The sequence below is a fragment of the Nocardioides kongjuensis genome (assembly GCF_013409625.1).
In the GTDB taxonomy this organism is placed as follows: Bacteria; Actinomycetota; Actinomycetes; order Propionibacteriales; family Nocardioidaceae; genus Nocardioides; species Nocardioides kongjuensis.
In genome coordinates this window covers 3,912,506-3,934,586 of the sequence record NZ_JACCBF010000001.1, presented here as the reverse complement: position 1 = coordinate 3,934,586, position 22,081 = coordinate 3,912,506, and the positions used below count along the sequence as shown (strand labels likewise).

At 72.6% G+C, this 22,081-nt stretch carries 20 protein-coding genes; 9 read left to right on the top strand and 11 right to left on the bottom strand.

Annotated elements, in window-relative coordinates:
* Nucleotides 1-6 precede the first annotated feature (6 nt).
* From BJ958_RS18855 to BJ958_RS18840, 4 genes are read left to right on the top strand one after another with little or no spacing between them, the layout of a single operon-like run.
* Complete coding sequence (locus tag BJ958_RS18855) at nt 7-1,542, top strand: amino acid permease (protein WP_218865865.1); 1,536 nt, start codon at nt 7-9, stop codon at nt 1,540-1,542.
* Nucleotides 1,542-2,390, top strand: coding sequence for a glutamate ABC transporter substrate-binding protein (locus tag BJ958_RS18850; protein WP_179728421.1), 849 nt, complete (start codon nt 1,542-1,544; stop codon nt 2,388-2,390). Before BJ958_RS18855 ends, BJ958_RS18850 begins: the two co-directional genes overlap by 1 nt.
* Nucleotides 2,391-2,398: 8 nt before the next feature.
* Nucleotides 2,399-4,243 carry a putative nucleotidyltransferase substrate binding domain-containing protein gene (locus tag BJ958_RS18845; protein WP_179728420.1) on the top strand — a complete coding sequence of 615 codons (1,845 nt, stop codon included), beginning with the start codon at nt 2,399-2,401 and terminating at the stop codon, nt 4,241-4,243.
* Nucleotides 4,240-5,091 (top strand): metallophosphoesterase, encoded by an 852-nt coding sequence (locus BJ958_RS18840; RefSeq protein ID WP_179728419.1) that lies wholly within the window; start codon nt 4,240-4,242, stop codon nt 5,089-5,091. The genes BJ958_RS18845 and BJ958_RS18840 overlap by 4 nt, the downstream gene beginning before the upstream one ends.
* On the opposite strand, the gene BJ958_RS18835 is transcribed toward BJ958_RS18840, so the two are convergent.
* From BJ958_RS18835 to BJ958_RS18825, 3 genes are read right to left on the bottom strand one after another with little or no spacing between them, the layout of a single operon-like run.
* Nucleotides 5,064-6,347: an MFS transporter gene (locus BJ958_RS18835; RefSeq protein ID WP_343052732.1), complete on the bottom strand. Its 1,284-nt coding sequence runs from the start codon at nt 6,345-6,347 to the stop codon at nt 5,064-5,066. The two genes, BJ958_RS18840 and BJ958_RS18835, sit on opposite strands and share 28 nt — an antisense overlap.
* Nucleotides 6,348-6,384: 37 nt before the next feature.
* Nucleotides 6,385-7,041, bottom strand: coding sequence for a NeuD/PglB/VioB family sugar acetyltransferase (locus tag BJ958_RS18830; protein WP_179728418.1), 657 nt, complete (start codon nt 7,039-7,041; stop codon nt 6,385-6,387).
* A complete protein-coding gene (locus BJ958_RS18825) occupies nt 7,038-8,177 on the bottom strand; it encodes an aminotransferase class I/II-fold pyridoxal phosphate-dependent enzyme (protein ID WP_218865863.1) in 1,140 nt (379 codons plus the stop codon). The genes BJ958_RS18830 and BJ958_RS18825 overlap by 4 nt, the downstream gene beginning before the upstream one ends.
* A gap of 72 nt (nt 8,178-8,249) precedes the next feature.
* On the opposite strand from BJ958_RS18825, the gene BJ958_RS18820 reads away from it, so the two are divergent.
* From BJ958_RS18820 to BJ958_RS18810, 3 genes are all read left to right on the top strand, one after another.
* The gene (locus BJ958_RS18820) at nt 8,250-8,549 is read left to right on the top strand and encodes a DUF1905 domain-containing protein (protein WP_179728417.1); all 300 of its coding nucleotides are present in this window, start codon (nt 8,250-8,252) and stop codon (nt 8,547-8,549) included.
* Between the two features lie 120 nt (nt 8,550-8,669).
* Nucleotides 8,670-9,020, top strand: a complete 351-nt coding sequence (locus BJ958_RS18815; protein ID WP_179728416.1) for a YciI family protein — start codon at nt 8,670-8,672, stop codon at nt 9,018-9,020.
* Nucleotides 9,017-10,234: an RNA polymerase sigma factor gene (locus BJ958_RS18810; RefSeq protein ID WP_179728415.1), complete on the top strand. Its 1,218-nt coding sequence runs from the start codon at nt 9,017-9,019 to the stop codon at nt 10,232-10,234. Before BJ958_RS18815 ends, BJ958_RS18810 begins: the two co-directional genes overlap by 4 nt.
* Here the strand turns inward: BJ958_RS18810 and BJ958_RS18805 are convergent.
* The 6 genes from BJ958_RS18805 to BJ958_RS18780 form a co-directional block, all read right to left on the bottom strand.
* The gene (locus BJ958_RS18805; protein WP_179728414.1) at nt 10,206-11,480 is read right to left on the bottom strand and encodes a sensor histidine kinase; all 1,275 of its coding nucleotides are present in this window, start codon (nt 11,478-11,480) and stop codon (nt 10,206-10,208) included. The two genes, BJ958_RS18810 and BJ958_RS18805, sit on opposite strands and share 29 nt — an antisense overlap.
* A 91-nt stretch (nt 11,481-11,571) precedes the next feature.
* Nucleotides 11,572-12,300 carry a response regulator transcription factor gene (locus BJ958_RS18800; protein ID WP_425489773.1) on the bottom strand — a complete coding sequence of 243 codons (729 nt, stop codon included), beginning with the start codon at nt 12,298-12,300 and terminating at the stop codon, nt 11,572-11,574.
* A gap of 159 nt (nt 12,301-12,459) precedes the next feature.
* The gene (locus tag BJ958_RS18795) at nt 12,460-12,861 is read right to left on the bottom strand and encodes a hypothetical protein (protein WP_179728412.1); all 402 of its coding nucleotides are present in this window, start codon (nt 12,859-12,861) and stop codon (nt 12,460-12,462) included.
* A complete protein-coding gene (locus BJ958_RS18790; protein ID WP_179728411.1) occupies nt 12,861-14,663 on the bottom strand; it encodes an Ig-like domain-containing protein in 1,803 nt (600 codons plus the stop codon). The genes BJ958_RS18795 and BJ958_RS18790 overlap by 1 nt, the downstream gene beginning before the upstream one ends.
* A 176-nt stretch (nt 14,664-14,839) precedes the next feature.
* Complete coding sequence (locus BJ958_RS18785) at nt 14,840-15,421, bottom strand: signal peptidase I (RefSeq protein ID WP_179728410.1); 582 nt, start codon at nt 15,419-15,421, stop codon at nt 14,840-14,842.
* A 7-nt stretch (nt 15,422-15,428) separates the two neighbouring features.
* Nucleotides 15,429-15,959, bottom strand: coding sequence for a TasA family protein (locus BJ958_RS18780; protein ID WP_179728409.1), 531 nt, complete (start codon nt 15,957-15,959; stop codon nt 15,429-15,431).
* Nucleotides 15,960-16,116: 157 nt separating this feature from the next.
* On the opposite strand from BJ958_RS18780, the gene BJ958_RS18775 reads away from it, so the two are divergent.
* Together BJ958_RS18775 and BJ958_RS18770 are read left to right on the top strand one after the other, a co-directional pair.
* The gene (locus BJ958_RS18775) at nt 16,117-18,051 is read left to right on the top strand and encodes a M3 family metallopeptidase (protein WP_179728408.1); all 1,935 of its coding nucleotides are present in this window, start codon (nt 16,117-16,119) and stop codon (nt 18,049-18,051) included.
* 173 nt (nt 18,052-18,224) lie between these two features.
* Nucleotides 18,225-19,037: a PadR family transcriptional regulator gene (locus tag BJ958_RS18770; protein WP_179728407.1), complete on the top strand. Its 813-nt coding sequence runs from the start codon at nt 18,225-18,227 to the stop codon at nt 19,035-19,037.
* 126 nt (nt 19,038-19,163) lie between these two features.
* Here BJ958_RS18770 and BJ958_RS18765 read toward each other — a convergent pair whose 3' ends face one another.
* A complete protein-coding gene (locus BJ958_RS18765) occupies nt 19,164-20,534 on the bottom strand; it encodes an aspartate aminotransferase family protein (protein ID WP_179728406.1) in 1,371 nt (456 codons plus the stop codon).
* A 4-nt stretch (nt 20,535-20,538) separates the two neighbouring features.
* Nucleotides 20,539-22,032, bottom strand: a complete 1,494-nt coding sequence (locus BJ958_RS18760; protein WP_179728405.1) for a CoA-acylating methylmalonate-semialdehyde dehydrogenase — start codon at nt 22,030-22,032, stop codon at nt 20,539-20,541.
* Nucleotides 22,033-22,081 lie beyond the last annotated feature (49 nt).

The following is a 22,081-nucleotide window of genomic DNA, read 5'->3' as shown; positions in this document are numbered from 1 at the left end:
GCGCGGATGACCCAGGTGAGTGGCGCGCAGTCGGCGCTCGACGCGGAGCAGGTCGGGTACAAGCAGACACTCGGCCGCCGGCACGTCCAGATGATCGCGATCGGTGGCGCCATCGGCACCGGCCTGTTCCTGGGCTCGGCGAGCAGGCTGCACAGCACCGGCCCGGCCCTGCTGTTCAGCTATGCGTTCGTCGGCGTCATCGCCTACTTCCTGATGCGGGCGCTCGGCGAGCTGGTGCTGCACCGCGCGACGTCGGGCGCGTTCGTGTCGTACATGCGCGAGTTCTACGGCGAGGCGGCGGCGTACGTCACCGGCTGGATGTACTGGCTGAACTGGGCGCTCACCGGCATCGCCGAGCTCTCGGCGGTCGGGCTCTACATGCAGTACTGGTTCCCGAACCTGCCGGCCTGGGCGACGGTGCTGGTGGCGCTCGCGGTCGTGCTCGCGATCAACCTGCTCTCGGCCCGCGCGTTCGGCGAGTTCGAGTTCTGGGCCGCGATCCTCAAGGTGGCCGCGATCGTCGTCTTCCTCGTCGTGGGCCTGGTCGTCGTGATCGGCACCTTCGACATCGGCGGTCACGAGGCCGGGGTCTCCAACCTGTGGAGCAACCCGGGCGGGTTCTGGCCAGCCTCGGACGGCTTCTACTGGTACGGCCCGATCCTGGTCATGTCCGGCGTCGTCTTCGCGTACGCCGCGATCGAGATGGTCGGTGTCGCGGCCGGCGAGATGGAGGACGCACACCGCGAGGTGCCGAAGGCCGTCAACGCCGTCATCATGCGGATCGCGGTCTTCTACTGCGGCTCGATCCTGCTGCTCGTCTGCATGCTGCCGACCTCGGAGTTCAAGCCCGGCATCAGCCCGTTCGTCACCGTCTTCGACCGCCTCGGGCTGAGCTGGATGGGCGCCGCGATCCAGGTGATCCTCATCGTGGCCGCCATGTCGAGCCTCAACTCCGGCCTCTACTCGACCGGCCGGGTGCTGCGCAGCCTCGGCATGTCCAAGCAGGCGCCCGCGTTCACGCTCAAGATGAGCGAGTCCGGTGTGCCGTGGGCAGGGATCGCGATGACCTCGGTCGTCTACGTGTTCGGCGCGCTGCTCAACGCGCTGGCCCCCGACGCCTTCGAGATCGCGCTCGAGGCCGCGGCCATCGGCGTGGTCTTCACCTGGGCCTCGATCTTCCTGTGCCAGATCCGGTTGCGACAGCTCTCCGACCGCGGCGTGGTCCCACCCAGTCCGTTCCAGGCGCCGTGGTCGCCGTGGACCTCGATCATCGGGCTGGTCTTCCTGGCCCTGGTGATCGTCGGGCTCGCCGTGTCCGGGTGGCAGAGCTCGCCGTACTTCTGGCACAAGACGACCTTCCTCGTCGTCGTGCTCGGCATCCCCGTGATCGCGCTCGTGCTCTGGGTCGGCTGGATCGCCGTGCGCCCGAAGGTCGCGGCCGACACCGGCGGGCGGATGCAGTCGGTGTGGACCAACGACGGGCCGCGGTACGTCGACGAGGAGCCGTTCCCCGTCGGCGGCGACGTCGAGGGGGCACAGTGATGAGCACGACCGCCGTGCGCAGCCGCGTCGCCGTCGTCCTGGCGGTCCTCGCCACCACCCTCGCCGGCTGCGGCGGTGACGGCGAGATCAAGTCCCCCGACCTGGTGAAGGGCGCCCAGGAGGGCGGCAGGCTGACCATCGGCATCTCCTTCGACGAGCCCGGCGTCGGGTTCAAGGAGGGCGACGCCTACAGCGGGTTCGACGTCGACACCGCGACGTACGTCGCGAAGGCGCTCGGCGTCGACGCGAAGGACATCACCTGGGTGCGCGCCGACCCCGGCGAGCGCGAGCAGCTGCTCGAGAGCGGGAAGGCGGACCTGGTCGTCGCGACGTACTCGATCACCGACGAGCGCAAGCAGGCCGTCGACTTCGCCGGGCCCTACTTCGTCGCCCACCAGGACCTGCTGATCCGCCGCAACGACACCGAGATCACCGGCCCGAAGACCCTCGACGGACGCACCCTGTGCTCGGTCAGGGGCACCACGTCGTCGGACTACGTGCGCGAGCACTACAAGGGCGACATCACGCTCAAGGAATACCCGCGCTACTCCGAGTGCGTCGCCGCGCTGCTCGACGGCACCGTCGACGCCGTCACCACCGACGACCTGATCCTGGCCGGCTACGCGAGCCAGGAGAAGTACAAGGGCAAGCTCAAGGTGGTCGGCGACGGCTTCACCGACGAGCGCTACGGCATCGGGGTCGAGAAGGGCGACCAGGAGCTCGTCGACCAGGTCAACGCGGCGCTGGAGCAGTACGTCGACGACGGCTCCTGGGAGGCCGCGCTGAGGAAGTCGGTCGGCGACTCGGGCTACGAGATCCCCGACCCGCCGAAGCCCGGCACCGCCTGAGTCCTCCGGTGCCGGTTCCCTCGCCCGAGGTGCTCGCCGCCCTCCGGGCCACCCCACCGTTCGACCAGCTCGCCGACGCGGAGGTCGCCGCGCTCGCCAGCGCGGCCAAGGTCGAGGAGCACGCCGACCAGGAGGTGCTGCTCGACGCGTTCACCGCCACCCCGCGCCACGTCTTCGTCGTCGTGGCGGGCGAGGTCGCACTGTGGGTCGACCCCGAGGGCGAGCCGGACCAGCCGGACTTCGTCCTCGGGCGGCACGACGTGTTCGGGCTCGACGCGACCCTGACCGGGCGGGCGATCGGGCCGCTCGCCGTCGCCGCCGGACCCGTCACGGTGATCCGGCTCCCCGCCGCGCGGGTCTCGGAGCTGCTCGCGGGGGACCGGCCGGTCGTCGTACCGGACCGGCTGGCGGGGCCGCCTGCCGCGGACTCCCCGGCCTACGTCGTCGTGGACGAGCTCGTCGTCAGCGAGCCGGTCGTCGTCGACCCCGCGGACCGGGTGGTCGACGTGGCGCGGGCGATGACCGCTGCGCGGCACGGGTACGCCGCGGTCCGGTTGCCCGCGGGCTGGGGGATGGTGACCGACCGGGTGCTGCGCGAGCGGGTCCTGGCCGGCGACGTGACGGCCGAGACCGCGGTGGGTGAGCTGGTCGCCGGCGAGACCCCGCACCAGGTGGTGAGCGGCTCCTCGGCCGCGGAGGCACTGATCCTGCTGCTCGACCGCAAGGCCGACTACGTGCTCGTCGTCGACCGCGACGGCACCCTGCGCGGCTCCGTCGAGCCGCGCGACTTCGTGGTGTCCTCGACGACCGCCGGGGTGTCGCTGCACGAGCAGCTGCGTCGCGCCGCGAGCGTCGAGGAGCTGCAGCAGCGGGCGCGCGGGATCCCCGGCGTGCTGGCGACCCTGCTCGACGGCGGTCTCGCGTCCGGCAAGGTGATCCGGGTGCACACGGCGATGCTCGACACGACCGTGCGCCGGATGATCGAGCTCGCCTTCGCCCGCCACCCGGCGCTCGACCCGGACGCGTTCACCTGGCTCTCGCTCGGCAGCAACGGCCGCGGCGAGGCGGTCCCCAGCTCCGACATCGACTCGGCCGCCGCCTTCGACGACGCCGTCACCGCCGACGACATCGTGCGCTACCGCCACGTCTTCGCCGAGATCGCCGACGCGCTCGCCGCGGCCGGCCTCACCGGCGACCAGCACGGCGCGACCGCGGCCCGTGACGCCTTCTCCCGGACCAACGCGGCCTGGCGGGCGGCGGGGGAGCAGTGGCTCGCCGCGCCGGACCGCAACAACGGCGCGATGATGACCTCGCTGCTCGTCGACGGCCGCCCGATCTACGGCGACCCCGGCCTGCCCGCGGTCGCGCAGGTCGTGGCCGGGATGCGCGGACACCCCGGCACGATGCGGCTGCTGCTCCAGGAGTCACTGTCCCGGCGGGCCCGGATGCGCTCGTTGCGCGAGCTGGTGTCGGGCCGCCGCCGCGACCGGTTCGACCTCAAGTCCCACGCCCTGCTGCCCATCGTCAACCTCGCCCGGTGGGCCGCGCTCAGCGTCGGCTCGCCTGCCCTGCCGACGACCGAGCGGCTCCGCGCCGCGTCCGGTACGACGGCGCTCCCGGCACCGCAGGCGCTCGCCCTGGTCGAGGTGTTCGAGGCGCTGCAGCGGGTCCGGCTGCGCCACCAGCTGCGCCAGCTCGAGCAGGGCCTGGCCCCCAGCGACCTGGTCGACCTGCACGCGGTCTCCGCGATCGACCGCAGCATCATCACCCGTGCGGTCCGTGAGATCGCCGCCGCCCAGCGGCGGATGGACAACATCGCGCTGTACGACGACCCCGAGCGCTGGGGCCGATGACCGGCCCGGGGATCGACCACCCACGGGTCGCCGTGATCGGCGACGTCGGCGGGCACCTCGGCGAGCTGCGCGCGGAGCTGGCCCGGCTCGGCGTGCCGGACGACGGGCGCGGCCCCCTGCCCCCGGGACTGAGCGTCGTGCAGGTCGGCGACCTGGTCCACCGTGGCCCGGACTCCGAGGAGGTCGTGCGCCAGGTCGACGGCTACCTGCGCCAGCAGCCCGGGCAGTGGGTGCAGCTGATCGGCAACCACGAGGCGCAGTACGTCCGCCGGGCCGCCTTCCAGTGGTCACCGGCCCTGGACCCGCGTGCGGCCGACCGCGTGCAGGCGTGGTGGCGCGAGGGGCTGATGGTGGCTGCGGTCGGGCTGTCCGTCGACGGTGAGCAGCTGCTGGTGACCCACGCCGGCGTGACGTCGGGCTTCTGGGTCTCGGTGCTGGGTGCTCCTGCCACCGTGCGGGAGGCGGTCACCGCGATCCGCGGGCTCGGCGACGACCCCGCGCTGTTCCGGGCCGGCTGCATGATGCAGGGCCGCGATCCCGACCCGCTGGCCGGGCCGCTGTGGGCGGCCGCCGCGAGCGAGCTCGCGGTCTCGTGGGCCGGTGAGACGCTGCCGTTCAGCCAGGTGCACGGCCACTCGTCGGCATGGGACTGGGACGCCGGCGCCTGGCGGCTCCCGCCCGACCTCGCCGCCCACGCCCACCTCGACGAGGAGGACCGCCACGTCACGCTCATCCTGCCGGGCGGCCGGATCGTGGGCGTCGACCCGGACCACCGCGCCACGCCGCGCAGCCCGTGGCGGGGCTGGGAGGCGGGTGGGCCTCAGGCGGTCGTCGAGGTGATCCGGTAGCGCACGAACGTCGGCACCGCGAGCGCCGCCACGACCACCAGCACGACGACCAGCACGCCGCCGCCGGCCGCCGCGGTCGCCGTACCGACCATCGCGGCGGTGGCGCCGTGGGCGACGTCGGCGATCCGGGGTCCGCCGGCGACGACCACGATGAAGATGCCCTGCAGCCGGCCGCGGACCTCGTCGGCTGCCGCGCTCTGCAGCATCGAGGTGCGGAAGGCGGCCGAGGCCATGTCGGCGGCACCGCCGACGACGAGCATGAGGACGGCGACCACCAGCCAGCCGCGCGCGGCCCCGGGACTCGTGTCCGCGCCGAGCACCGCCAGGCCGAAGCCGACCATCGCCAGGCCCCACACGACGATGCACCACACCACCGCCCGGCCCTGCGCGGTGACCCGCGAGACCCAGCCGGAGAAGACACCGCCCAGCACCGCACCCGCGGGGATGCCGGCGAACAGCAGGGCGAACGCGAGGCCGCCCTCGTCGGGGCCGAGGAAGCTCTCGTGCGCGATCTCGGGGAACAGCGCCCGCGGCATGCCGAAGACCATCGCGATGATGTCGACGACGAAGGACATCATCAGCACCGGCTGCCCGCGCAGGTAGGCGATGCCCTCGATCACCGAGCGCAGCCCCGGCGTCCCGGTGGTGGTGCCCTCGATGGGCAGCGACGGCAGCCGGACCACCGCCCACAGGGTGGCCAGCAGGGAGATCGCGTCGCCGGCGTACAACCAGGCGAAGCCGGTGAACGGGATCAGGATGCCCGCGATCAGCGGTCCGCCGATCGCGCCGGCCTGCATCACCGTCATGTTGAGCGAGTTGGCGGCGGGCAGCACCGCGTCGTCCAGCAGCCGCGGCAGCACCGCCGAACGGGTCGGCTGGTTGACGGCGAAGAACGCCTGCTGCACCGAGAACAGCCCCAGCAGCACCCACACGTTGCTCATCCCGAGCGCCGCCTGCAGCCAGAACAGCGCTGCCGTGCCGATCAGGCCGCAGGTCGTGACGAGCAGCATCGTGCGCCGGTCGAAGTGGTCGGCGAGCGCGCCGCCCCACAGGCCGAACACGACGAGGGGGACCAGGCCGAAGACTCCGGTCAGGCCGACGTACGCCGACGAGCCGGTGTCGGCGTAGATCTGGGCCGGCACCGCGACCACCGTGAGCTGCGCGCCGACGACCGTGATGATGTTGGCCGACCACAGGCGCCGGAAGTGCGGGTTCTGCAGCGGCCGGGTGTCGGCCAGCATCCCGCGAAGAGTCACCGGAACAGGCTACGGAGCCGCGTTGCCCGGGACGTCATCAGGGGGTGGGGGCGCTGATGACCTTCGCCGGTACGCCGACCGCGGTGCAGTGCGGGGGGATGTCTCGGACGACCGACGCACCGGCGCCGATGGTGGCGCCCGCGCCGACCGTGACGTGGGGGATCACGACCGCCCCCGTGCCGAGGGTGGCCCCTGCACCGATGACGACGTACCCGGAGATGCCGACCAGGGGGGACAGGGTCGCGTACTCCTCGATCCGCGCGTCGTGGCCGATCGTGCAGTTCAGGTTGACGTGGGCGTGGGCACCGATCGTGATGTCGCTGGTGACGCTGGCGTGGGAGCAGATGATCGCCCCGGGGCCGATCTCGACCTGCCCGCCGACGTACGCGTTGGGGTGCACGAGGGTCGCCGCGGTCCGGTCGCCGAGCTCGGCGACGATGCGGCGCCGGACGTCACCGTTGCCGATCGCGACGACGTACTCCACCGACGCCGGCATCGCCTTGAGCTCCGCCAGGCCGCCGAGGACCGGGACCCCGCGTGCCTCCATGAGCCCGTCCTCGGGCAGCGGGTCGGCGACCGCGCCCAGCAACCTGATCCGGTGCGGCCCGGCGTCGTTGAGTGCGACGACGAGGTCGGCGACCTCGCGGGCGAAGCCTCCGGCGCCCACCAGCACCAGCTCGCGGTCGGGGCTCACGATGCGCTCCTTGCTCCGGTGACGACGCGACGGATGACGTCGGCGATGTGGTCGATGTCGGGATCGGTCACGGCCGTGCCGGTCGGCAGCACGACGACCTGGTCGGCGACCTGCTCAGTCACGGGCAACCGCGAACCTGCCCAGGGATACAGCGCCTTGTAGGGCGCCATGTTGTGGCAGCCCGGCCAGAAGTAGCGCCTGGCCAGCACTCCGTTCGCCTGGAGCGCAGCGACGATCTCGTCGCGGGACGCGCCGGCGTCGGGTGCGACCGTCACGACGACGTACTGGTAGTTGCGCTGCCCGTCGCCCCCGACCGGCAGCAGCTCGACACCCGGCACACCCGCGAGGGCGCGGGCATAGGACTCGTGGTTGCGGCGGTTGCGGTCGATCACCTCGTCGATCGCCTCGAGGTTCACGATGCCCATCGCGGCACAGACCTCGACCATCTTGCCGTTGGTGCCCGGGTGGACGACGTCGTCGAAGCCCGCGAACCCGAAGTTGCGCATCAGCCGGGCCTTGTCGGCCAGCTCGGCGTCGTTGGTGACGATCGCGCCGCCCTCGAAGCTGTTGAAGAACTTGGTGGCGTGGAAACTGAACACCTCGGCGTCGCCGAAGTTGCCAATCATGGTCTCCCCGATGCTGACCCCGAACGCATGGGCTGCGTCGAACAGCAGCCTGAGGTCATGGCGCTCTGCGACCTCGGTGAGCCCGGTGACGTCGGCGGGCCGGCCCCACAGGTGGACCCCGATGATGCCCGTCGTGCGGGGCGTGATCGCGGCCTCGACCGCGGCCGGGTCGAGGTTGTGGGTGGTCGGGTCGATGTCGGCGAACACCGGCGTGATGCCCTGCCACGACAACGCGTGGGCGGTCGCGATGAAGGTGTACGACGGCACGATCACCTCGCCGGTCAGGCCCAGTGCCCGGATCGCGATCTCCAGCGCGATCGTGCCGTTGCACATCACGACGCAGTGATCGACCTGGTGGTGCTCGGCGATGCGCTGCTCGAACTCCTGCACCAACGGCCCGTTGTTGGTGAACCAGGCCCGGTCGAACATGCCGTCGACGAGCTCGTGGAACCTCTCGCGGCTCCCCATGTTCGGCCGTCCGACATGCAGGGGCTGCTCCGGGCTCGTCACCGCGCAAGGCTACCAACGGGCCCACCCGCGGCCACGCGATGAGTCCCGCTCACGGCGACGGTCCGCACCACCATGAGCACACCTGAGCACAGCGGCGTCGGGCCGCTCGACATCACCTTCACCGAGACCCTGCGCCGGAGCGAGGCGAAGGGCGGCTGGACCTACGTGGTCTGGCCCGAGTCGGTCGACCGGTTCGGCACCCGCGGCCGGGTCAAGGTCCGCGGCACCGTCGACGGCACGCCGTTCGAGACGTCGTTCATGGCGCTCGGCGACGGCACGCACAAGCTGCCGGTCGCCGACGCACTGCGGGTCGACTCGGGAAAGCGCGCCGGTGACACCGTCGAGGTCCACCTGACCGAGCGACTGGCCTGACGTCGCACCCGCGCGAGGACGGATCGTGAAAGGCTGTCGTATCGCGCATCCCCCGTTCGTGGAGGGGGTGGGAGGCGGTCATCGGGACCGCCCCGCACCGACCGATACCAGGAGATCCCCATGACGCAGTACCTGCTGGCCGTGCACGGCAACGAGGACGACTACGCGCAGATCACCCCCGATCAGATGCAGCAGATGTTCGCCGACACGGACCGGTTCAACAAGCAGCTCCAGGCCGACGGCGTCTGGGTGTTCGCGGGCGGGCTCGAGACCGTCGCGTCCGCGTCCGTCGTCGACGGCACCGGCGACGCGCCCGTCGTCACCGACGGCCCCTACCTCGAGACCAAGGAGCACATCGGCGGGTTCTGGATCATCGACGTCCCCGACCACGACACCGCCATGAGGTACGCCGCCGCGGGCTCGAAGGCCTGCCAGGGCAAGGTCGAGGTCCGTCCCTTCCAGGCCGAATGAGCCAGGACGCCCGCGCGGCCGTCGAACGGATCTTCCGCGACGAGTACGGCCGGCTGATCGCCTCCCTGGTCCGCCGCTTCGGCGACATCGACCTCGCGGAGGACGCAGCCGGCGAGGCGCTCGTCACCGCACTCGAGAAGTGGCCGGCGCACGGCGTACCGCCCAACCCCGGAGCGTGGCTGACCACCACGGCCGGGAACCGGGCGATCGACCGCCTGCGCCGCGAGAAGCTCCGCGACGGCAAGCACCAGGCCGCCGTCATGATCGAGGACGACACACCCCACGAGCCGACCGGCGTCATCGAGGACGACCGGCTCCGGCTGATCTTCACCTGCTGCCACCCCGCGCTCGCGCCGGAGGCACGGATCGCGCTCACCCTGCGGCTGCTCGGCGGCCTCACCGTCGCCGAGATCGCCAGCGCGTTCCTCGTCCAGGAGACGACGATGGCGCAGCGGATCACCCGGGCCAAGGGCAAGATCAAGGGGGCCAACATCCCCTACCGGGTGCCCGAGGCCGCGGACCTGCCCGGGCGGGTCGGTGCCGTGCTCGCGGTGCTGCTGCTGATCTTCAACGAGGGCTACCTGTCGTCGGGTGACGGCGACCCGATCCGCGAGGAGCTCACCGGCGAGGCGATCCGGCTCGCCCGGATCCTCCACGAGCTGCTGCCCGCCGACCTCGAGGTCACCGGCCTGCTGGCGATGCTGCTGCTGACCGAGGCGCGCCGTACGGCACGGGTGCGGGGTGGGGAGCTGGTCCCGCTCGAGGAGCAGGACCGTGGCGGCTGGGACCGTGCCCTGATCGCCGAGGGCCACGACCTGGTGCGCGCCTGCCTCGCCGCCAACCGGCCCGGGCGCTACCAGGTCCTGGCTGCGATCAACGCCGTCCACACCGACGCCCCGACCGCCGCCGCGACCGACTGGTCCCAGGTCGTCGCGCTCTACGACCAGCTCGCGCGGATCGACCCGTCGCCGATCGTCGCCCTCAACCGCGCGGTCGCCGTCGCCGAGCTCGACGGCCCCGAGGTCGCCCTCGCGATCGTCGAGCGACTGCCGCTCGAGGGCTACCACGCGTGGCACGCCACCCGTGCCGAGCTGCTGCGCCGGCTGGGTCGCAGCGCCGCGTCCCGGGAGCAGTACGACGCCGCGCTGGCCGTGTGCGACAACCAGGCCGAGCGCGCCTTCCTGCTCAGGAAGCGGGGACAGCTGGCCGGGTGACGGTCCGGTCGCGGGGCGGGAGCCACAGCACGAACCGCGTGGTGGCCGACGTCGTGTCGAGCGACAGGTGACCACCGCAGACCTCGGCGAGCTCCGCGGCGACGGCCAGGCCGATCCCCTCGGAGCCGGCGGACCCGCTGCTCACACCGCGCCGGAACACCTCGGGGCCCAGCTGCGCCGTGCCCTCGTCCCCGACCACGATCTCGAGGTGGGTGCCGGCGTCGCGGACCTCGACCGTGATCGTGCCGCGGCCGTGTTTGCGGGCGTTGTCGACGAGGACGTCGAGGACCTGCTCCAGCGGGCCGAGCGGGACCCGGGTGCGCGAGCGTCGTCCCACCTGCCCGACCACGAGCTCGCGCTCCTCCGCGGCCAGGTGCCGTGACCAACGCGCCTCGCCCGCACGGACCACGGCGACGAGGTCGACCACCTGCTGGGCCTCGATCCGCCGCCCGCGGGCCAGGTCGAGCAGCTCGTCGATGGCGCCGCTGAGCCGGTCCAGCTCGCCGAGGCCGCGCTCGAGCTCTGCCGCGACGGCGGGGTCGGTCTCCGGCCACAGGGTGAGGTCCTCGAGGTTGAGCCGGAGCGCCGTGATGGGGGTGCGCAGCTGGTGGGAGGCGTTCGCGGCGAACTCGCGCTCTCGCCGCACGAGTCCGTCGAGCTGGCTGGCCGCGCCACGCAGGGAGGCGCCGATCGCGTCCGCCTCCGGAACGGCGTACGTCGGCACGTCGAGGTCGAACCGTCCGTGACCCAGGTCGCGGGAGAACTGCGCGAGGTCCTGGAAGGGCCGCGACAGCCGGCGGGCGATGAGGGCGCCCAGCCCGGCGGCGGCGATCGCGAGCCCCAGGCCCAGGAGGACCAGGGGGAGCAGGGCCTCGCGGATGCTGGCGCCGATCGACTCCCCGGACACGGTGAGCCGCAGCGTGCTCCCGTCGGGGAGGTCGCGGGCGACGGTGACGCCCTCCGTGCCGGCCGCCGGGTCGCCCACGACGAGCGTGCTCCCCGCAGGTGGGTCGAGCTCGACCCGGTCGGCCGCGACCAGGCCGCCCCGGAGCAGTGCTGCGTCGACCTCGCCGCCCGTGCGCTGCCGCTCGGCGACCAGGTCCTCGAGCACCGCGGCGCTGCCCTTCAGGTCGGTCCGGGCCTGGTCGCGAACCAGGTCGGCGAGGAAGTAGGCGCGGGGCACGCCGTACAGGCCGATCACCGCGACCGTGAGGCCGACGAACGCGAGGACCAGCCGGTCACGCATCGGCCGCGGCGTCCTGTGCAGCGACGCCGGTCGATCCCGCCTGCGCCGTGCCGGCGCACTCGCCACCCGAGTCTCGCGACGGCGCCATCGATCAGCCTTCCTCCAGCCGGAACCCGACCCCGCGCACGGTGTCGAGCCGGATCGGTGCGGAGCCGTCGACCAGCTTCTGGCGCAGCCGGCCGACCGTGGTGTCGAGCGTCTTGGTCGACCCGAACCAGTTCTCGTCCCACACCTGCGCCATCAGGTCCTCGCGGGTCACGACCGCTCCCCGGCGCTCGTCGAGCAGCGCCAGGACGTCGAACTCCTTGGCGGTCAGGGACAGCTCGGTCCCGCCGACCCACGCCCGCCGGGCGTCGCGGTCGACGCGGAACGACACGTCCCCGGTCGCTGACGGTCCGGCGGTCGCCTCCGGGGCAACGGGTACGTCGCCCGGCTGCGCCACCACCGCCGGCCGGTGCGAGCGGCGCAGCAGGGCCCGCACCCGGGCCAGCAGCTCGGAGAGGCTGAACGGCTTGGCCAGGTAGTCGTCGGCGCCGACGTCGAGGCCCACGACCCGGTCGAGCTCGCCGGCACGGGCGGTGAGGATGACGATGCCGCCCTCGAAGCCGTCGGCGCGGACCCGCCGGCACACGTCGAGCCCGTCCATGTCGGGCAGGCCGAGGTCGAGCAGCAGCAGGTCGACCCCGCCAGCAGCGACCTGGTCGATCGCCGGCTGGCCGGCCGCGACCCGGTCGACGTCGTACCCCTCGCGCTGGACGGCGCGCACGAGCGGCGCGGCGATGGCGTCGTCGTCCTCGACGATCAGCAGGCGCACGGGCACCTCACCGAGCATAGGAGATCCCGCCAGCAGGTGGCGCCTGCTGCGCGCCGCGACACACGGGCGCTGGCGGCCTTGGCGTCGCTCGATGGGCAGGCCAGCACGACATCGCTCCGCCGCCCGGCCAGCACCCGCGTCTCGCGACGCCCGCGCCGACGGCACCTACTGACGGGATCTCCAGGGGTCGTCGTCGCGCGAACCGGTCGTGCGTGCCCGGCGGGTGCGGATCCGGCGGTCGGCGTCGATCGCCACCAGCACGCCGAACGGCACCACCAGGCCGGCGAGGGCGGCGGCGTCGAAGACCTGCCGGGACTGGCCCGGCAGCCCGATGGTCAGGGCGAGGGCGGTGAGCAGGATCGGCGCGGTGGCGACGAGGACCACGGCCAGTCGGCTCTCGAGGCAGTTGACCCGGGCCAGCGCCGCTGCGGCCAGCAGGCTGAGCGGGGCGAGCACCAGCGCGGTCGTCGTCGCGCGGTCGCCGCCGACCGCCCAGCCGAGCTGGCCCACGCCGAGCAGCGCGGTGAGGACGGCGGCCGTCCACGAGCCCCGGGTGTGCGCGCCCATCAGAACTCCCGGTCCGCCGCGCCGGACTCGGTGGCCGGGGTCGCGGCACACGCGCCGCCGCTCGGGGACTGCGCTGCCGTGGACGGTGTCCACAGCATCGTCGAGGGCGTCGTGACGGTGCGCAGCCCGCCGCCGCTCGCGAGGGTCCCGAGCGTGATGGTCACGACGGTGCGGTCGACGCCGTCGACGGTGACGGTGGTGGCCGTCATCGTGGCGTTGAGCTGCGCGGTCTTGCGGCCCTTGACGTAGTCCTCGCGCAGCCCGACGGAGCCGAGCTGGACCGCGGCGCCGTTGCGCAGCACGTCGATCGCGTCGGTCTTGCTGGTGCCGCCGAGCAGGTTGCCGTCGCGCAGCCGCACGGTGACCGGCAGTGCGGTGCCGGTCCAGCCGGCGGTGATGCTGCCCGGTGCGACGACGTCGCCGTAGGTCAGGGTCAAGGTGTCGCCCGCGTCGACGTGGCCGGCGGTCCCGTCGCCGTTGGCCGTCTGCACGTCGACCGCACGGAGGCGACTGTTGTCGACCTTGCGACCGCTGACGACGGCCGAGGTGGACGTCGCGCCCCGACCGTCGGTCAGCACGGCCCGCAGGTCGTAGGAGCCGTTGGGGACCGTGGTCGTGTCCCAGGTGCAGGCGTACGGCGTGGCGGTCGCGGTGCACAGGTCGGTCCACGACGTGGTGCCGCCGACGGCGTACTGGATCCGGACCGAGGCGATGCCCGAGGTCGAGCTGGCCTGCGCGGTGATCGTCGCCCTGCCCGACAGGAAGGCGCCGGGGTCGTCGAGGGACACCGAGGAGACGGTGTTGTCGACGACGCGTCCGGTCACGGCCGACGACGTGGCGGTGTTGCCGGCGACGTCGGTCGCGACGGCGCGGAACGCGTAGCTGCCGTCGGCCAGGGCGGTCGTGGCGTACCGGCAGGAGTAGGGGTCCGCGGTGAGCGTGCAGAGCGTCTGGTAGCCGCCGCCGCTCGGGGCGTACTGGAGCACGACCTGCTGGACGCCTGCGCCCGCGTCGCTCGCGGTCGCGGTGAAGGTCGTCGTGCCGCTGAGAGGGCTGCCGGGGTCGACCATCGTGACCGTGGGCGCCGCGTTGTCGACGAGCACGTCGCCGACGACGGCCGAGATGCTGGAGGTCGGTCCGGCGGTGGCCACCGCACGCAGGTCGAAGGAGTCGTTGCTGAAGGCCGTCGTCGGCCAGGAGCAGGTGAACGGCGCGCTCAGCCCGGAGCAGAGGGTCTTCCAGCTGCTGCCGCCACTGGTCGTGTACTGCACGGTGACCAGCCACGGCAGCGCGCCGCCGTTGTAGACGCTCGTCTTGAGCGACACGGTGCCGCGGACGACCTCGCCGGGGTTGGCGAGCACGACGAGGACGTTGTTGGCGACGGTGGTCGAGACGACGTCGGAGACCGTGGTGTAGCCCGCGCCGTTGACGGCACGGGCCCGCAGGTCGTAGCCACCGTCCGCTCCGGCGCGCGTGTCCCACGCGCATGCGTACGGCGCCGTGGTGGTCGTGCACGCCGTCGTCCACGAGCTGCTGCCCGGTGCGAGGTACTGGAACACGACGGAGGCGAGGCCGGACTCGGCGTCGGTGGCGCTCGCGGTCAGGGTGAGTGTGCCCTGGACCGGCGTCGCAGGCTGGGCGAGGGCGAGCGCCGGCGGTGTCCAGTCGGCCGCGGCGCGCACGGTCGCGGTGTTGGTGGTCGACCGCACGTACGTCGCGTCCGAGGACGCCGTCGACGCCAGGACCAGCCATGCGCCGAGCAGGCCGAGGACGGCCAGGCGCAGGGTGGTCGGGAGTCGCATTCGAGGGCGTCCTTCGTGACGGGGTGAGGCGGAGGAGGTCGTCCTCAACGCTAGGGAGGAGGGAGCCACGGGACATCCACGGGCGGGTCACGCGATCTCCACAAAAAAAGGGGGGCGCCGGGCCCGCGTTCCCACAGACGCGAGCCCGGCTGTCCCCAGTCGACGGCACGATGCCGTCAGGCCGTCCGGACTCGACCCCCCAGCGCCGGGTCAGGACGGGAGCGGAGGGCGGCCACGAGCTGGCCGAGGCTGAGCAGGGCGACCAGGGCCGCCGGGACGCCGATGACGAGCATCCGGGTGTCCCGGTCGGCGAGCGCGATCAGGGCGCGGCCGACGTACGGCACGGAGAACGCGACCACCGGCTGCTCCGGCGCGGTCAGCGAGAACCGCCACGGGTCCGGGTCCGGGTTCGCGTCGCCCTGGGTGCGCAGCACCTGCCGGCCCTGCGCGTCGTGCTTGATCCCGATGACCCGGTGGGTCACCAGCGTGGTCACGCCGGACGCGGCCGGCGGCTGGTAGGTGATGACGTCGCCGACCTCGAGGTCGGCGGCCGGCACCGTCCGCTCGAAGACGACCGAGCCCTTGTCGTAGGTCCCGCTCATCGAGCCGCCGGTGATCACGTAGCGCTGGAAGCCCAGGCCCGCCGGCAGCACGAACGCGACGGCCGCGAGGGAGACGGCGACCAGCGCGAACGTGCCGATGCTGCTGGCGACGCGACGGGCCACGCGCGGGCGGGACGGATGACGGTGGACGGCCATGATCAGATCACTTGTTGACGGTGTCGCCGCTGAGCTGGACCGAGTCCCACTGGTAGGCGGCCGACGCGGCCTTGCCCTGGTCGGCGTTCGGGGCGGTCGTCGCGAGCTTGACCGTGAAGCGGAAGCTGTTGACGGCGCCCGGCTGGATCACGCCGATGTCCGTCTTCGCGCCGTCGACCAGGCCGCCGAAGGTGCCGTTGTAGACGGTGGCGCCGGTGGTCGTGTTGGTGACCGACAGGCTCAGGTTGTCACCGGTGAAGCCGTTGGTCGACGACGTCTCGGTGAGGCTGAAGGACGCCGGCAGGCTGCCGGTGTTGGTCAGCGACAAGGTGCCGTTGAGGGTGTCGCCCGGCTTGAGGTTGGTCAGGTCGAAGATCGCGCCGCCGTCCTTGGAGTTGGCCTGCGCCAGCGTGCCGGAGGTGACCGCGCTGATGGTGTTCCCCGACTGCGACGTGAAGGTGGCACCCGAGCCCACGGCGATGGCGCCGGCGGCGGACAGGGTGGCGAGCGGGACGAGGATCTTGCTGGACAGGCGCATGACGGTGGTTCTCCTGGGTCGTGCTCGTCGTGAGCAGCGGCGGTGGTGATGACCAGAACTCTGCTCGGTGGCGATCCACAGCCCGTCCACGCGAAGTCCGCCGTACCTCCCCGATATCGACACAGGTCGGCACGCAGGGCACTCGTACGCTTTCGCCATGACGCCGGCTCCCCTCGCCCTGCCCACGTCCGCCGCCGACTGGCCCGCCTGGTTCCAGGAGCGCACGCAGTCCGAGCTGGCGCGGGCGAGCGAGCTGGTCGACGGACTGCGGACGGCTCCGCCGACGCAACCGGTCGACGTCCTGCGCCAGTGGGACCGCGCCGCCGGACACCTCGGCAACGCTGCGGCCGCGGGCTCGCTGTTCGGCAACGTCCACCCCTCCGACGAGGTCCGCGACCTGGCGGACGCCGCCGAGCAGGAGGCGCAGCGGATCGGCACGGCCTGGGGCCTCGACCGCGAGCTGTACGACGTCCTCGCGGCCATCGGCGACAGCGCGGTCGCCCACGACCCGCTGGCCGCGCGGCTGCTGGCGAAGGTGCGCGACGACTTCCGCCGCTCCGGCGTCGACAAGGACGAGGCCACCCGCGCCCGGATCGCCGCGATCCGCGAGCGGATCACCGAGGTCGACCAGGAGTTCAGCCGGGTGATCCGCGACGACGTCCGCACGGTACGGGTCACGCCGCAGCAGCTCGCCGGCATGCCCGACGACTGGCTCGCCGCGCACCCGGTCGACGACGAGGGCATGGTCACCGTGACCACCGACTACCCCGACTCGGTGCCGGTGCGGATGTTCACCCGCGACCAGGACGTCCGCCGCGAGGTCACCATCGCCTTCCTCGACCGCGGCTGGCCGACCACCGAACCGCTGCTGAGCGAGCTGTTCGCGCTGCGCCACGAGCTGGCCACCACGGTCGGGTACGCCGACTGGCCGTCCTACGACGCCGACGTGAAGATGATCGGCGACGGCCCGGCCATCCCCGCGTTCATCGAGCGGATCGTCGAGGCGGCCGAGGAGCCGATGCGGCGCGACCTCGCCCAGCTGCTCGAGCGCTACCGCCGCGACTTCCCCGACGCGACCGAGGTCCCGAGCTACGACTACAACCACTACGCCGAGCTGGTCCGCGCCGAGAGGTACGACGTCGACTCCCAGCGGGTGCGCACCTACTTCGACTTCCCGAAGGTGCGCGACGGGCTGCTCGAAGTCACCGGGCGGCTGTTCGGGCTGCGCTACGAGCGGGTCGACGTCCCCGTGTGGCACGAGGAGGTCACGGTCTACGAGGTGGTGCGCGACGACGAGCGGATCGGCCGGATCTACCTCGACCTGCACCCGCGTGAGGGCAAGTACAAGCACGCCGCGCAGTTCACCCTCACCGACGGCGTCGCCGGCGAGCAGCTGCCCGAGGGCGTGCTGGTCTGCAACTTCGCCCGCGGCCTGATGGAGCACGACCACGTGGTCACCCTGTTCCACGAGTTCGGCCACCTGCTGCACCACGTCCTCGGCGGCCACGGCGACTGGTACCGCTACGCCGGCGTCGCCACCGAGTGGGACTTCGTCGAGGCGCCGAGCCAGATGCTGGAGGAGTGGGCCTGGCACGCCGACGTGCTGCGCACCTTCGCCACGGACGCAGCCGGCGAGCCGATCCCCGCCGACCTGGTCGCCGCCATGCGCGCCGCCGACGACTACGGCAAGGGCATCTACGCCCGCACCCAGATGTTCTACGCCGCCATGTCGTACTGGTTCCACGCCGACCGGGTCCTCGGCGAGGACGCCCCCGACCTCACGACGCGGATGGTCGAGCTGCAGGACAGGTACGCCGCGCTGCCCTACCTCCCCGGCACGCACATGTTCGCCAGCTTCGGCCACCTCGGTGGCTACAGCTCGGGCTACTACACCTACATGTGGTCGCTGGTGATCGCCAAGGACATGTTCAGCGCCTTCGACGAGTCGGACCTGTTCACCCCCGAGGTCGCGCAGCGCTACCGCGACCGGGTGCTCGTCCCCGGCGGTGCCGGCGATGCCGCTGACCTGGTCGCGGACTTCCTCGGCCGGCCGTCCTCGTTCGACGCGTACGCCGCCTGGCTGGCCCGCTGAGCCGCAGCCCTGGTGACCACGTCTGGGTCACCAGGGGCTGCCCGTCTCCCTTGCGTGAGGGAGAATCTCGGCGTACGGTTGCGATATATCGCGATACGAACACGAACTGTTCTCGCGGTATCTCGAACCGAATCCGGGCTCACGAGGCCCCCGCAACCGAAGGAGGTCCCGTCATGGGACACCACCACGAGAACTCACGTCCGTACGACGACCGCGACCCCTGGGGTCGCTCCGAGCCCCGGGGCTTCCAGCGCCGCAACCGCGGCGGTGGCCCCGGCCCCTGGGGCGGCGCCTGGGCCGGCTGGGAGTGGGGCGAGCCCGGCCGTGGCCGCGGCCGCCACGGAGGCCCGGGCTTCGGCCCGGGTGGACCGGGCCTGCCGCCGCCGTGGCTCGCCGGCCTGTTCGGCATGGGCCGCCCCGAGCCGGGGCGCGGCCCGCGGGTGCGCCGCGGCGACGTCCGCTCGGCCATCCTCGACGTGCTCCGCGACGCCAACCAGCGCGAGGAGTCGCCGAACGGCTACCAGGTGATCCAGGCGATCACCGACCGCAGCGGCGGTGTCTGGAAGCCGAGCCCCGGCTCGGTCTACCCGACCGTCCAGCAGCTCCAGGACGAGGACCTCGTCGAGATCGACGAGACCCGCGGCCGCCGCGCCATGCGGCTGACCGCGGCGGGCGCGGCCTGGTGCGAGGAGCACGCCGACGAGCTCGCCGCCGTCTGGGCACCCTTCGACCGCTCGCGGGAGAAGGCCCAGGCCGGTCCCGCCGACCAGGGCCACGCCGACCTCAAGGCCGAGATCGGCCAGGTCATGGGCGCGGTCTGGCAGATCGTCACCGCCGGCTCCGACGCCCAGCGCCGGGCCGCCGTCGACGTCCTGGTCGAGGCCCGCCGCAGCCTCTACGGCATCCTCGCCGACGGCCCCACCCGGTCGACCGACCCCGAGGACACCGACCCCGAGGACACCGACCCGGCAGGAACTGGCTCCTGATCCACGCCGACCCGGCGCGAGCTGGCTCGAAAAAGACGCCGACCCGGCACGAAGTGGCCTGACCAAACGCCACTTTCTGCCGGGTCGGTCCCGTTTCCGGGCCAGTTTCTGCCGGGTCGGCGGACCTCAGGAGCCCGTGTAGTACTCGTCGGCCACGTCGAGGGCCTGGTCGAGGATGTCGAGGCCCTCGAGCAGCTCCTCCCGCGTGGTGGTGCAGGGCGGGGCGACGTGGGTGCGGTTGAAGTGGACGAAGGGCCACAGGCCGCGCTCCTTGCAGGCGGCCGTGAACCGGGCCATCGGCTCGGCGTCCGGGCCGGCGGCGTTGAACGGCACCAGCGGCTCGCGGGTCGCGCGGTCGCGGACCAGCTCGACCGCCCAGAACATGCCGAGGCCGCGGACCTCGCCCACCGACGGGTGGCGGGCAGCCAGCTCCGCGAGCCGGGGCGCGATCACGTCACGCCCCATCTCCTTCACGTGGTCCAGCACGCCGTCCGACATCACCTTGATCGAGGCGACCGCAGCGGCGCAGGCCAGCGGGTGGCCGGAGTAGGTGAGGCCGCCGGGGTAGGCGCGCTCGCGGAAGGTGTCGAAGATCGACTCCGAGATCACGACGCCGCCCAGCGGCACGTAGCCGGAGTTCACGCCCTTCGCGAACGTGATCAGGTCCGGTACGACGCCCCAGTGGTCGATCGCGAACCACTCGCCGCAGCGCCCGAAGCCTGCCATCACCTCGTCGGCGATGAGCACGATGCCGTGCCGGTCGCACAGCTCGCGCACGCCGGCCAGGTAGCCCGGCGGCGGCACCAGGATGCCGTTCGTGCCGACGACCGTCTCGAGGATGATCGCGGCGATGGTCGAGGGGCCCTCGACCATGATCGTGTCGGCGAGGTGCTGCAGTGCGCGGGCGCCCTCCTCCGCCTCGGAGGTCGCGTGGAAGGCCGAGCGGTAGGCGTACGGGCCCCAGAAGTGCACCGATCCGGGGATCGACGGCTCGGACGGCCACCGCCGCGGGTCGCCGGTCAGGGCGATCGCGCCGGCGGTGGCGCCGTGGTAGCTGCGGTACGTCGAGAGCACCTTGTGCCTGCCGGTGTGCAGCCGCGCCATCCGGATCGCGTTCTCGTTGGCCTCGGCGCCGCCGTTGGTGAAGAACACGTGGTTCAGCTCGCCCGGGGCGCGCTCGGCGATCAGCCGGGCGGCCTCGCCGCGCACGTCGTTGGCGAACGCCGGTTGCACCATGCACAGGCGCGCGGCCTGCTCCTGGATCGCCGCCACCAGCGCGGGGTGCTGGTAGCCGAGGTTGAGGTTGACCAGCTGCGAGGAGAAGTCGAGGTAGGTCTTGCCCTCGTAGTCCCAGAACCGCGACCCCTCGCCGCCGGCGACCGGGAGCGGGCTGATCTTGTCCTGCGCCGACCACGAGTGGAAGACGTGCGCGCGGTCGTCGGCGACGACGGTGTCGACGCCGGAGCCGGTGGTGATGCCCTGGTCGATGGTGGTCATGGCGTCACCGGTTCCGCGGGAAGCCGAGGTCGATGGTCGACGTCGCCGGGTCCGGCCAGCGCGAGGTGATGACCTTGGCCCGGGTGAAGAACTCGATGCCCTCGGCGCCGTACATGTGGTGCGAGCCGAACAGCGACGACTTCCAGCCACCGAACGAGTAGTGCGCGACCGGGACGGGGATCGGCACGTTGACGCCGACCATGCCGACCTCGATCTCGCGCTCGAACTTGCGTGCCGCGCCGCCGTCGCGGCTGAACAGCGCGACGCCGTTGGCGAACTCGTTGCGGTTGACCAGGTCGATCGCCTCGTCGAAGGTGTCGACGCGCACGACCGAGAGGACCGGCCCGAAGATCTCGTCGCGGTAGACCGACATCTCCTCGGTGACGTTGTCGATCAGCGAGGGGCCGAGGAAGAAGCCCGACTCCGGGACGTCGGTACGACGACCGTCGAGCACCACCGTCGCGCCCGCCTCGGCGCCGGCGTCGATGTAGCCGGCCACCCGGTCGCGGTGGGCGCCGGTGATCAGCGGACCCATGCCGGTGCCGGGGACGGTGCCGTCGCCGACGGTGATGTCGAGGGCGCGGGTCTCGATCTCCTTGACCAGCTGGTCGGCCACGTCGCCGACCGCGACCAGCACGGACACGGCCATGCAGCGCTCGCCGGCCGAGCCGTAGGCGGCCGAGATCGCGGCGTCGGCGGCCATGCCGAGGTCGGCGTCGGGCAGCACGATCATGTGGTTCTTGGCGCCGCCGAGGGCCTGGACCCGCTTGCCGGCGCGGGTGCCGGCCTCGTAGACGCTCTGGGCGACGGGGGTCGAGCCGACGAAGCTGATGGCCGAGACGCCCCGGTGGGCGAGCAGCTCCTGCACGGTGCCGGCGTCGCCCTGGAGCACGGTGAACACGCCGTCGGGCAGGCCGGCCTGCTGCCACAGCTCGGCGAGCAGCAGCGAGGCGGACGGGTCGCGGTCGCTGGGCTTGAGGATGAAGGCGTTGCCGGTCGCGATCGCGTTGGCGCACATCCACAGCGGCACCATGACGGGGAAGTTGAAGGGCGTGATGCCGGCGACGACACCGAGGGGCTCGCGGATCGAGCGGACGTCGACGCCGGTGCCGACCTCGGAGGAGAACGAGCCGCGCAGGTGCTCGGCGATGCCGACGGCGTAGTCGATGTTGTCGAGGCCGCGGGCGACCTCGCCGGCCGCGTCGTCGAGGACCTTGCCGTGCTCGGCGGTGATCGCCGCGGCCAGCTCGTCGGCGTGGCTGCGGACCAGCTCGCGGAAGGCGAACAGGACCTGGGTACGACGCGCCAGCGAGCTGTTCCTCCACTCGCGGCCGGCCGCGGTGGCCGAGGCGACGGCCCGGTCGACGAGGGCGGCGTCGGCGAGCTGCACGGCACCGGTGACCTCACCGGTCGCGGGGTTGAACACGTCGCCCGTGCGGGCGCCGTCGACGGTCAGGCGGGCGCCGTCGAGCCAGTGGGGGATGGAGGTCACGGTCATGCTCGTGACCGTAGGCCCGCAGGCAGGTGCGGACCAGTGGCAGACTGTC